9 protein-coding genes are annotated in these 12,470 nt (G+C 51.5%); 3 read left to right on the top strand and 6 right to left on the bottom strand.

Annotated elements, in window-relative coordinates; genetic code table 11:
• Positions 1-13: 13 nt before the first annotated feature.
• The 5 genes from MNO13_RS21850 to MNO13_RS21830 all read right to left on the bottom strand — a co-directional run bounded on the left by MNO13_RS21850 (position 14) and on the right by MNO13_RS21830 (position 4,862).
• Positions 14-1,168 (bottom strand): Gfo/Idh/MocA family protein, encoded by a 1,155-nt coding sequence (locus MNO13_RS21850; RefSeq protein ID WP_121814450.1) that lies wholly within the window; start codon positions 1,166-1,168, stop codon positions 14-16.
• 1 nt (position 1,169) lies between these two features.
• Positions 1,170-2,027 (bottom strand): sugar phosphate isomerase/epimerase family protein, encoded by an 858-nt coding sequence (locus MNO13_RS21845; protein WP_241939308.1) that lies wholly within the window; start codon positions 2,025-2,027, stop codon positions 1,170-1,172.
• A gap of 12 nt (positions 2,028-2,039) precedes the next feature.
• On the bottom strand, positions 2,040-3,344 hold the full coding sequence (locus MNO13_RS21840) for a TRAP transporter large permease (RefSeq protein WP_370090873.1): 1,305 nt from the start codon (positions 3,342-3,344) through the stop codon (positions 2,040-2,042).
• Complete coding sequence (locus MNO13_RS21835; protein ID WP_064540619.1) at positions 3,340-3,825, bottom strand: TRAP transporter small permease; 486 nt, start codon at positions 3,823-3,825, stop codon at positions 3,340-3,342. The genes MNO13_RS21840 and MNO13_RS21835 overlap by 5 nt, the downstream gene beginning before the upstream one ends.
• Positions 3,826-3,887: 62 nt before the next feature.
• Entirely contained in the window at positions 3,888-4,862 is a 975-nt protein-coding gene (locus MNO13_RS21830) for a TRAP transporter substrate-binding protein (RefSeq protein ID WP_064540616.1), read from the bottom strand.
• Between the two features lie 187 nt (positions 4,863-5,049).
• On the opposite strand from MNO13_RS21830, the gene MNO13_RS21825 reads away from it, so the two are divergent.
• A complete protein-coding gene (locus MNO13_RS21825) occupies positions 5,050-6,102 on the top strand; it encodes a LacI family DNA-binding transcriptional regulator (protein WP_121814447.1) in 1,053 nt (350 codons plus the stop codon).
• Here MNO13_RS21825 and msrA read toward each other — a convergent pair.
• The gene (gene msrA / locus MNO13_RS21820) at positions 6,099-6,737 is read right to left on the bottom strand and encodes a peptide-methionine (S)-S-oxide reductase MsrA (RefSeq protein WP_064540610.1); all 639 of its coding nucleotides are present in this window, start codon (positions 6,735-6,737) and stop codon (positions 6,099-6,101) included. The two genes, MNO13_RS21825 and msrA, sit on opposite strands and share 4 nt — an antisense overlap.
• A 225-nt stretch (positions 6,738-6,962) precedes the next feature.
• Between msrA and tamA the strand changes: the two genes are divergently transcribed.
• Positions 6,963-8,696, top strand: coding sequence for an autotransporter assembly complex protein TamA (gene tamA, locus MNO13_RS21815; protein ID WP_064540607.1), 1,734 nt, complete (start codon positions 6,963-6,965; stop codon positions 8,694-8,696).
• The gene (gene tamB, locus MNO13_RS21810; protein WP_241939307.1) at positions 8,693-12,469 is read left to right on the top strand and encodes an autotransporter assembly complex protein TamB; all 3,777 of its coding nucleotides are present in this window, start codon (positions 8,693-8,695) and stop codon (positions 12,467-12,469) included. Before tamA ends, tamB begins: the two co-directional genes overlap by 4 nt.
• The last annotated feature ends 1 nt before the right edge of the window (position 12,470 follow it).

The following is a 12,470-nucleotide window of genomic DNA, read 5'->3' as shown; positions in this document are numbered from 1 at the left end:
TTTGGTGACTGTGTTACCAGGTACCGCTGGCGTCGAGGGTTTTGCTTTCGGTCTGTTTTTCAACAGACTGCGTAATCCGCTCGTCAAGCAGTGTCTTGTACAGCTCTTCGTCGAGTGGCAATGTTACCCAACCGTCGGTCCAGCTTGAAAGGTGCATGGCGTTGGAAATCGTCAGCCCGCGAATCCCTTCTTCACCCGGTGCGATGAGCGGCTCGCCACGCAGCACGGCGGCGCAGAAGTTGCGGGTAATCACATGATGTTCACTGCATTCAGACGCGGTAGAGATCAGCACTTCCCAGCACTCCGGTTCGCCAAATCCGCCGGTCCAGCGGGCGTTGAACTCGGTTTCGGATTCCCGCAAACGCCAGTAGCGAAGCTTGCCTTCCTCAACCACCACTTTGCCTTTATCGCCGATAATCTCCAGGCGGTTGGTGCCGGGGGTTTCTGCCACGGTGGTAATAAACACGCCGGTCGCGCCGTTGGCGTATTCCGCGTAAGCGGTCACTTCATCTTCCACTTCAATCTTGCGATGTTTACCAAACTGGCAAAAAGCGCGCAGGCGAACCGGCATCCCCACCAGCCACTGCCACAAATCCAGTTGATGCGGGTCCTGGTTTAGCAGCACACCGCCGCCTTCGCCTTTCCAGGTGGCGCGCCAGCTTCCGGAATCGTAATAGCTTTGCGAGCGATACCAGTTAGTAATGATCCAGTTTGAGCGGCGGATTTCACCCAGCTCGCCGCTGTCGATAAGGTCTTTTACTTTCTGGTACAGCGGGTTAGGGCGCTGGTTGTACATCAGGCCGAAAAGTACATCGCACTGCTGCGCGCATTCATTCATTTCACGCACTTGCGCGGTGTAGACGCCTGCGGGCTTTTCGCACAAAGTATGAATGCCGTTGCGCATCGCCAACATGGCCAGCGCCGGGTGGTCGTAGTGGGGCGTGACGATTAATACCGCGTCGATAAGCCCACTTTGCAGCATTTCTTCTGCGTCACTAAACAGCGGGATATTTTCCCCAACCACCTGACGAATCGCCTCATGCTTTTGCGGATTGTTATCGCAAACGGCGCTAAGAACCGCTTCTTTCACCGTACCTGCCAGCAAATAACGGGCGTGAACGGTGCCCATATTGCCAACTCCAATAATGCCAAAGCGTACTTTTTCCATGTTACAGGCCTCGCTCATTAATGACGCTATTCAGGGCGTTCACCGCGCAGGTAAATGCGGCTTCACCATGGTCCATTTTGTCACTGGTTATCGCGCTATTTTCTAATGCTTTGAAACCGCTGAAATCGGCCAGATGGGGCTCAAGGGACAAGAATCCCTGGTAACCGCAGGCTGCCAGTTCTGCCAGCATATCGCCGATGCGCCCGTCACCCAGGTCCGCAGGCATGACATCGCCCGTGGCGAAAAGAGCGTCTTTAATATGGATATAGACGACGTGTTTGCGCAGCAGCGTAAACGCATCCGGGAATGGAGTGACGCCGCACTGCACAAAGTTTGCCGGGTCGAAAACCGCTTTGACTTTCGGCGTATTCAGCGCTTCCAGCAGTTGCAGGCAACGTTCGGCGGTATCACCGAAAATGTCTTTTTCGTTTTCGTGCAGTAGCGTGACGTCATAGCCTTCGGCGGCGACAACCAGTTGCTGCCAGCGGTGCAACACTTCCGGCCAGTATTGCTGCGGATCTTCATCTTTCGGCATCCAGAAGCTGAACATGCGGATGTATGGCGCTTCAAGAATTTGGGCGATTTTTAAGGTGTGACGAAACAGGTCAAGATGCGCGTCAAAATCTTCATCGAGGCCAATTTTGCCAATGGGCGAACCGACAGAGGAAATAGCAAAGCCGCGCTCATCCAGGCGTTGTTTAATTAATTTCACTTCATCTAAGGTGTGTTCTACCAGCGGGCGGTCATTCACGCCGCGCATCTCGATATGGCGGATATTGAATTTATCCAGCACATCCATTTGTGTTTCCAGCCACGGCGAAATCTCATCTGCAAAGGCAGATAAAGTAAATTGGTGCATCAGATAAACCTCTTAGCTCATGCCAAATAAATGGGGAAGGAATAATGAAATTTCAGGAATATAAGTCACCACCAGCAATAAAATAAATTCGATGGCGAAGATCGGTAATAACGGTTTAATGACTTTTTCCATCGGCACATTGGCGATGCTGCAACCCACAAATAAGGCGCTGCCCACCGGCGGTGTGATATTGCCGATACACAAGTTAAAGACCAGCATCACGCCGAAGTGAATCGGGTCCATGCCGATGCTTTGTGTAATCGGGAAAAAGATCGGTGTGAAAATCAGTAATGCCGGGCTGATATCCATAAAGGTGCCGACAATCACCAATAGTAAGTTCATGATCAGCAAGATAATAATCGGGTTTTCCGAAACAGACAGCAGCAGTTCGCTGACGGTATCCGGAATAGACAGCCAGGTCATCGCCCACGACATAAACGACGAAGCGGCAATCAGGAATAAAATCATGCCGGAAATAATCGCCGACTCGATCATAATTGCCGGTAAATCTTTCGGCTTAATGGTGCCATAACACAGCGAAAGAATAAGCCCGTAGAAAACCGAGATGACGCCGCCTTCGGTCGCGGTGAATATGCCAACAATAATTCCGCCAATCACCACCACAATCATTAACAGGCTAGGAATGGCATCAAAAACAATACGCAGCGCCTGTTTTAACGGCACTTTATCCTCTACCGGATAGTTATGTTTTTTGGCATAGATCCACGCATAAAACATCACACCGAGGCCCATTAAAATCCCCGGCACATAACCGGCAACAAACAACGTTGCTACCGAAGTTCCGGTCATTAATGAGAAGACAATAAACAAACCAGTTGGGGGAATAAGCAAACCGGTAGGTGCTGAAGCAATGTTAACGGCGGCGGAGAAGTACGGATCGTAGTTTTTCTCTTTTTGCAGCGGCCCCATAAAACCACCGACCGCAGAAGCGGCGGCAACGGAGGAACCGCACACACTTCCAAACAGCATATTACTGATAACGTTGGCATGCGCCAGCGAGCCAGGAATGCGCCCGCCAAGCAGCATCGCTAAGTTAACCAGCCGTCGGGCTATCCCGCCTTTATTCATTAAGTTACCGGAAAGAATAAAGAACGGTGCCGCTAACAGGCCAAAGTTGTTGATGCCGGTAAACATTTTCTGGCTGCCGGAATAGAGAATATCCCCCACCGACATGCTGAAAATCAGCGTGAAAATCGACGACACCATAATGGCAATCGCCACCGGTAATCCGAGCACTAAAAAGAAAATAAAGCTGCCCAGCAGCATGCTGCAAGCGATGAGAATTTCGGAATCAATCATGGGCATTCTTTCCCTGGCAATTGCTGATGATATTGATGATTTCCAGCAAAATAATAAGCACGCCGCTCAAAGGAATAATGGCGTGGATCCAACCCATTGGAATGCCCAGCGTACTGGAGCGTTGACCCATGCCTTCGAGCATAAATTGCCAGCCGCCGAGGATCATGACGAAGAAAATGGAAACCATAATAATCACGTGATGCAGAGTATTTAGCTTTACACGCAGGCGGATATTGAGTTTCGATTCCAGCAGCGTCAGAGCTAAATGGCGCTGGGAAGAGAAGCAGCAAACTGCCCCTAAAAAACCCATCCAAATCATAATGTAACGCAGTAATTCTTCGGTGTAAGTGCTGGGGTCGTTAAGGATATAGCGGGTAAAAACCTGCCACATCGCAATCAGGCACAAGGCGGTGAGCAGGCACGCCACCAGCAGCCCGATACCTTTATCAAGGTATGACTTAAAGGTTTGAAGGTTCATGAAGTACTCCGGAAAAGCTCGCCCTGTAAAGCCAGCCGTCTGGCTTTACAGGCTAATTGCTTTTATTGCATTGAATTACGGATTTCGGTTACTTGCTGCATTTTGTCGGCGGGAAGCTCGGCGTACATCGGTTCCACTAAATCCTGGAAGGCTTTTTTCTCTGGGTAGTAGAATTTCACGCCCATCGCTTCGGCATCTTTCTTCGCTTTCGCCTGTACTTTTGCCTGCTCTTCGGTCTGCATTACGGCGGAGTTCAGTGCGGCTTGTTTCAGTTTTACCTGTTGATCTGGCGTCAGTTTTGCCCACGTTTTGCTGCTGATAACCACAATGTCAGGCACCAGCGTATGTTCATCAAAAGAGTAGGCTTTCATCATTTCGCCATGGCGGGCATCCGTTAGCGTCGAAACGGCATTTTCTGCGCCATCGACCACACCCTGCTGCATGGCACCGAAGACTTCGCTGTACGGCAGCGGTGTGGCGGTTGCTCCCAGGCGTTTCATCATATTCAGTACGGTTGGGTCGGCCATGACGCGAATTTTGACGCCTTTTAAATCTGCGGGTTTTTCGATGCCTTTATCGCGGGTATAGAACGAACGGAACGAGCTGGTATAGAACGTCAGCCCTTTAATACCGCTGGATTCTGGGTATGCGTAGAAAGTATCAGCCAACGGACTGAGACTGAACTTCAGATAAGCTTCGTTGCTGGGGAACAGATACGGCATGGAAAGAATCGAAAACTTGTCATTGAACGATTGCAGGTTAGAAACAGAAACACGCGCCATATCGACGGTCCCTTTCTGCACATCCTGTAAAACCTGAGTTTCATCGCCCAGCGCACCGTTGGCAAAAATACGTAATTTCACTTCGCCATTAGTGGTTTTTTTTAATTCGTCGTTCATAGATTTGAGCGCTAAAACGGTCGAATCGATAGCGAGATGGTTATCTGCGACTTTTAACGTAATAGCGTGTGCAGAATAACTCGTCAAAAGAGCGAGGGCACAGCTAATAACGGAACCTTTAAAGAGAGTCTTTTTCATTGTGCATTTCTCACCTGGATGTTAATTGGCGCTACAGTAAGAAACTGCCCGAATCTCAGCAAACGGATTTTGTGATAATATTCGCAGCTTAAGTAATTATCTGTCTTGTTTTTAATATTTATCTTTTAAAAACAAAGGAATATCCGTGATAATATTTGCATGGATGCATTGTGTCAGGGATCACAAAATGGCAGGTAAATTAAAGATGCAACAAATAGCCGTAATGACAGGATATTCTGTCAGTACGGTTTCAAGAGTTTTAGCCGGGAAATCGAACACCAGCCCACAGGCGCGTAGCGCTATACTGCGTAGTGCTCAGGAGTTTGGTGTATTAGATGAACTTATCAGTGGGCGTTTATTAATTAACGGTGTGATTATATTTGCCCCGGACCGTGCTTTTAATAGCCGTGATGACACATTTTATAATGAAGTCATCAAAGGCATCGTCGAAGCTATTGCTCCGCATGATATTTATATCCGTTATTGTGGGCTGGAAGAGCAGCAGGCAGATTTGAAGTTGTTTCTTAAAAAAGCCAGCGACAGCAATATTAACGCGATGATCATTATTGGCGTGGACGACCCAACCATTCATAAACTCGCCGCCACACTAAACAAACCCTGCATTCTTATTAATACCACCGACCGGGAAATGCTTCTGGATAACGTCTCGCCAGACCATCGGGCCATCGGTTTTAGTGCCGCTCGTCATCTTTATCAACAGGGGCATCGGCGCCTGCTGTGTCTGACCAGCCTGCGGCGCGACACTATGGTGAGCCGCCTGGAGGGGGTCAAAGAAGCGGCGCGTTACTTCCATGCTCCATTCGATGAAGCTCTCAATTTGGTGGTGACGGAAGGATTTGGCGCGGTGGAATCAGAAGCGGCGCTGGAACGCTGGTTTTCACAACATTCCCAGGAACAATGGCCGACGGCCATTCTTTGCGCTGGGGTATTTATGGCAAAAGGGGCGCAACAAGTCTTGCAGCGCCGTAACCTTACTGTCGCGCAGGAAGTTTCGCTGATGGTCACCGACTTTAGCTGGACACTCTCCGAGCCCTTTAGCCCCGCATTAACGGCAATTCAGGTGCCTTGTCGTGAATTGGGCATTGAAGCGGTGCATTTATTACAAAACCGTATTACTCGCCCCCACACCCCGGTATTCAACCTGATGCTGCAGGGGCGTTTGCTGGTGCGTGATTCGGTGATCCGCACTACCCGCTCAATCCCGCGGGAGCACGCTTAAGCTTGCGGCGGTAAACAGACACCAATGCCACCAATGCCGCAATAGCCATACGGGTTTTTATGCAGATATTGCTGGTGGTCGTCCTCGGCATAGTAGAACGGACCGGCGTTGGCAATTTCAGTTGTGACGCGGCGCTCATCACCAGCCAATGCCATAGCGTCCTGGAAACGCTCAAAACTGGCGCGGGCGGCAGCATCTTGCTCAGGTGTGAGGGGGTAAATCGCCGAGCGATATTGGGTGCCGACATCACCGCCCTGGCGCATGCCCTGAGCCGGATCGTGATTTTCCCAGAACAGTTGCAGCAATTGCTCATAGCTGATGACTTGTGGGTCGTACACCACGCGCACCGCTTCGGTGTGGCCCGTCATCCCGCTACATACTTCACGGTAAGTTGGATTGGGCGTAAAGCCGCCAGCGTAACCTGCGGCGGTGCTATAAACCCCCGGCAGTTGCCAGAACAAACGTTCAACGCCCCAGAAACAACCCATCGCAAAATAAGCGATTTCCATCCCATCTGGTACATTTGTCATGGAATGCTCGTTAACTGCATGTAAAGCGGCGATCGGCATCGGGGTGTTGCGGCCTGGCAACGCTTCAGACTGGGTCACGGGATGGTTTTTCTCAAATAATTTCATCAGTCATGCTCTCCCGATATCGGTAAAATTTAGTAACAACCGTCAAGCGGTTGTAACGCGGCGAGTTATTTCAGACAATAACCCAGCATTATGAGACTACAGTACATATAAGAATTATTTGGGTTATTGTGCAGTTTTCAACCCTAATTGTTGTAATTTTGTTAAGCCTAAGGCGGCGATAACGTTTCCTTCCAGGGGTGGGAACAAGGATATTCAGGAGAAAACGTGCCACAAATCCGTATATTTTGCTCGGCCTGTTTGTGCCTGGTAAGCACGTGGGCGGGAGCTGCCAACGTACGTTTACAGGTTGATGGGTTAAGCGGCGAGCTACAAAAAAACGTTCGTGCGCAACTTTCTACCATCCAAAGTGATGAAGTGACGCCGGACCGGCGTTTTCGCGCGCGTGTGGATGACGCCATCCGTAATGGTTTGAAAGCGCTCGGATATTACGAACCAACCATTGAATTTGACCTGCGGCCACCACCGGCCAAAGGGCGACAGGTATTGATTGCCAAAGTCGATCCCGGCCCGCCAGTGTTGATTGGCGGCACTGACGTGATTCTGCGCGGCGGTGCGCGTACCGATAAAGATTACATTGCATTATTGGCCGACCGCCCGAAAATTGGCACCGTTCTCAATCACCACGATTACGACAGCTTCAAAAAAGATCTTTCCAATATTGCGGTACGGAAAGGCTACTTCGACAGTGAATTCCTCAAAAGCCAACTCGGGGTTTCCCTTGAGCGCCGCCGGGCGTACTGGGACATCGATTACAACAGCGGTGAGCGCTACCGTTTTGGTGACGTGACTTTCCAGGGCTCACAAATTCGCGAAGATTACCTGCAAAATCTGGTGCCTTTTAAAGAGGGCGATTACTACACCTCAAGTGATTTGGCAGAGTTAAACCGCCGCTTATCGGCGACAGGCTGGTTTAATTCGGTGGTGGTGGCGCCGGAATTCGACAAAGCTCGCAAAACCAAAGTATTGCCATTGCAGGGCGTCGTTTCCCCAAGAACTGAAAACACCATTGAAACCGGTGTGGGTTATTCCACCGACGTTGGGCCGCGCGTCAAAGCGTCGTGGAAAAAACCGTGGATGAACTCTTACGGCCACAGCCTGACCAGCAGCATCAGCCTTTCTGCGCCTGAGCAAATCATTGATTTCAGCTACAAAATGCCATTGCTCAAAAACCCGCTGGAACAATATTATCTGGTGCAGGGGGGCTTTAAAGCGACGGATTTAAACGATACCAAGTCCGATTCCAGCACCCTTGCGGTTTCACGATTCTGGGATTTATCCAGCGGGTGGCAGCACGCCATCAACCTGCGCTGGAGCCTCGACCACTTTACTCAGGCAGACGTGACCAACACCACGATGCTGCTTTATCCGGGTTTAAGCCTCAGCCGTACTCGCTCGCGTGGTGGCCTGATGCCCACCTGGGGTGATTCACAGCGTTATTCGCTAGACGTTTCCGACACCATGTGGGGTTCTGATGTCGACTTCGCGGTGATTCAGGCACAACAAGTCTGGATTCGAACCTTGCAGGAAAAACACCGCTTTGTGGTGCGTGGCAACGTCGGTTGGATTGAAACCAATGACTTCGACAAAGTCCCACCTGACTTGCGCTTCTTTGCCGGTGGTGACCGCAGTATTCGCGGTTATTCCTACAAATCCATCTCCCCTGAGAACGACAAAGGTGAACTGACGGGTGCCTCAAAATTAGTCACCGGTTCACTGGAATATCAATACAACGTGACCGGGAAATGGTGGGGTGCGGTGTTTGTCGACTCCGGCGAAGCGGTCGATGACATTAAAAAGAGCAACTTTAAAACTGGCGCAGGGTTCGGTGTGCGCTGGCAGTCACCGGTTGGGCCAATCAAGCTCGATTTAGCCGTTCCGGTGGGCGATAAAGATGAACACGGTTTACAGTTTTACATCGGTTTGGGGCCTGAACTATGAGTCGTTGGAAGAAGATAAGCCTCGCGGTGTTATTTTTTGTGGTGCTGCTGATTGGTGCGGTGGGCTTCCTGGTGGGCACTACCACTGGGCTACACGTCTTATTTAACGCCGCCAACCGTTGGGTACCTGGGCTGGATATTGCCAGCGTCACAGGCGGCTGGCGCAATCTGACTATCAAAGGCCTGCGCTACCAACAGCCGGGCGTCAACGTCACGGCGGGTGAAATTAACCTGGCGGTTAAACTTGGCTGCCTGCGCGACAGCAGTTTGTGCGTGAATAATCTCTCACTCAAAGATATCGACGTGGTGGTCGATAGCAAAAAAATGCCGCCGTCAGCACCTGTTCAGGAAGAGGACACTGGCCCACTCAATCTCACCACGCCGTATCCCATCACCCTGAGTCGTTTTGCGCTTAATAACGTCAATCTCAAAATTGATAACACCACCGTTTCGGTGATGGAGTTTACCTCCGGCCTGAACTGGCAGGAACGTAATGTCACGCTGACGCCGACCAACCTTGAAGGCTTGCTGATTGCGCTGCCGAAAGTCGCCAAAGTGGCGCAAGAAGAGGTAGTTGAGCCGAAGATCCAGAACCCGCAGCCGGAAGAATTACCGCTGGGTGAAACGCTCAGGCAGCTGTTTGAAAAGCCTGTTTTACCTGAAATGACCGATGTGCATTTGCCGCTGAATCTGAATATTCAGGAGTTTCGTGGCTCGCAGCTGCGCCTGACTGGCGACACCGATTTGTTGGTCAGCAGCCTGTTGTTAAAAGTCAGCAGTATCGACGGTTCTTTGAAGCTCGATGCGCTGGATGTCGACTCTTCGCAAGGCCAGGTCAACGCCACCGGTAGCGCGGAATTGCGCGATAAATGGCCGGTAGATTTAACCCTGAACACCACGCTGAACATCGATCCGATAAAAGGCGAAAAGGTGAAAATGAAGATCGGCGGCGAGCTGCGGGATGTGCTGAAAGTTGGCGTCAATCTTTCAGGCCCGGTCGATATGGAACTTACCGCGCATACCCAGCTTGCCGAGGCCGGTTTGCCACTCAATCTGGAAGTGGTCAGCAAGCAGCTTTACTGGCCGTTTACCGGTAAAAAAGAGTACCAGGCAGACAATCTCAAACTGAAATTCAGCGGCAAAATGACCGATTACGCGCTGTCATTCCGTAGCGATGTGAAAGGCGAACAAATCCCGCCCGCCACTATCACGCTCGACAGCAAAGGCAACGAACAACAGCTTAAGCTCGACAAATTGCGCATTGCGGCGCTGCAAGGCAATACCGACCTGAAAGCGGTGCTTGACTGGAGCAAAGCGATTAGCTGGCGCGGTGAGCTAAAACTCGATGGTATCAATACCGCGAAGCAATTCCCTGACTGGCCTGCAAAGCTTGACGGCCTGGTGAAAACCAGCGGCAGTTTGTATGGCGGCAGCTGGCAGGTGGATGTGTCAGAACTGAAGCTCGCCGGTAACGTCAAAAATAACAAAGTGAATGTGGCCGGGAAGCTTAAAGGCAACAGCTACATGCAGTGGAAAATCCCTGGCTTGCATGTTGAGCTTGGGCGAAACAGTGCTGATGTTAAAGGGGAATTAGGGCCGAAAGAGCTGGCGCTGGATGCCAATATTGATGCGCCGAATCTCGACAATGCTTTGCCAGGCCTGGGCGGCACCGCGAAAGGGACGATTAAAGTCCGTGGTGATGTCAAAGCCCCGCAATTGCTGGCGGATGTAACGGCGAATAATCTGCGCTGGCAGGAGCTGTCCATTGCGCGGGTTCTATTGAAAGGTGACGTCAAATCCACCGATCAAATCGCCGGTAACCTGGATCTGCGTGTCGAGCGTGTTTCCCAGCCAGGCGTCGACATCAACCTCGCCACGCTGGTAGCAAAAGGTTCTGAAAAACAGCATCAGTTGCAATTGCGGATTCAGGGCGAGCCGGTTTCCGGACAACTCGACTTAAGCGGCAGTTTCTCTCGTGCAGAAGAACGCTGGCGCGGCAACCTGACCAACACGCGCTTTGAAACGCCGGTTGGCCCGTGGTCGCTCAACCGCGCTCTGGCACTCGATTACCGCAATAAAGAACAGAAGATCAATATTGGTGCGCATTGCTGGACTAACCCGAATGCCGAGCTTTGCGTGCCGCAACCGATTGATGCGGGCGCGAAAGGGCGAGCTGTCGTCAACCTGAATCGCTTTGATCTGGCGATGCTCAAACCGTTTATGCCGGAAGATACCCAGGCCGTGGGCACCTTTAGTGGCCGCGCGGATGTGAGCTGGGACAGTGAATCTAAGGGGTTGCCGCAAGGCAACGTCACGCTGCAAGGCAACGGCGTGAAAGTCACACAAGTGGTCAACGACAGCCCACTGCTGGTGGCGTTTGATACGCTGAATCTGAATGCGGAACTGAAAAATAACCAGGCGCAGCTTGGCTGGATGATCCGCGTCGCGCAAAACGGCCAGTTTGATGGCCAGGTGCAAATTACCGATCCACAAGGCCGCCGTAATCTGGGCGGTAACGTGAATATGCGTAACTTTGATTTGGCGATCGCCAACTCGATTTTCTCACGTGGGGAAAAAGCTGCCGGGAAGCTGAATGCGAATTTACGCCTGGCGGGTAACGCCGAGCGTCCGCAACTGTTCGGGCAATTGCAGCTGAACGGCATCGATGTCGACGGTAACTTTATGCCGTTTGATATGCAGCCAAGCCAGGTGGCGATGAACTTTAACGGCACCAATTCCACGCTGGTGGGGACGGTGCGCACCAAAAAGGGTGATATCGCGCTTAATGGTGACGCGGACTGGACGCAAATCGACAACTGGCGGGCGCGTGTGGCGGCGAAAGGCAATAAGGTGCGCATTACGGTGCCACCGATGGTGCGCCTCGATGTCTCGCCTGATGTTGAGTTTGTGGCGACGCCAAGCCTGTTCACACTCGATGGTCGCGTCGATATTCCCTGGGCGCGTATCGTGGTGCATGACGTGCCTGAAAGCTCGGTCGGCGTTTCCAGTGACGAGGTGATGCTGGATCAAAACCTCAAGCCAATTAAACCGCAAACCGCGGGTATTCCGATCAACAGTAATCTGGTTATCCACGTTGGTGATAACGTGCGCCTGGATGCGTTTGGTTTGAAAGCGCGTTTGAACGGCGATTTGAAAATGGTTCAGGATAAGCAAGGGCTCGGTCTTAACGGGCAGATCAATATTCCCGAAGGGCGCTTCCACGCTTACGGACAGGATCTGATCGTGCGCAAAGGCATCCTGCTGTTCTCGGGGCCACCGGATCAACCATTGCTGAATATCGAGGCGATTCGTAACCCTGAATCTACCGAAAACGACGTTATTGCCGGTGTTCGTGTCACAGGAACGGCTGATGAACCGAAAGCTGAAATATTTTCGGACCCAGCCATGTCACAGCAAGAAGCCTTGTCCTACCTGCTTCGCGGCCAGGGTTTAGACAATTCTGGTGACGATGGCAACGCCATGACATCCATGCTTGTCGGTTTGGGGGTTGCACAAAGTGGTCAGGTTGTGGGTAAAATCGGCGAGACGTTTGGCGTAAGCAATCTGGCGCTGGACACCGCAGGGGTGGGGGATTCCTCACAAGTGGTGGTCAGTGGCTACGTACTGCCAGGTCTCCAGGTAAAATATGGCGTGGGTATTTTTGACTCGTTGGCGACACTAACACTGCGCTATCGCCTGATGCCTAAGTTGTATCTGGAAGCTGTGTCTGGTATCGATCAGGCACTTGATCTGCTTTATCAGTTTGAGTTTTAGC

It is taken from the genome of Buttiauxella ferragutiae (genome assembly GCF_022637515.1).
In the GTDB taxonomy this organism is placed as follows: domain Bacteria; phylum Pseudomonadota; class Gammaproteobacteria; order Enterobacterales; family Enterobacteriaceae; genus Buttiauxella; species Buttiauxella ferragutiae.
Note: the sequence above shows the minus strand (reverse complement) of the source record. Positions and strands in the feature narration are given on the sequence as shown.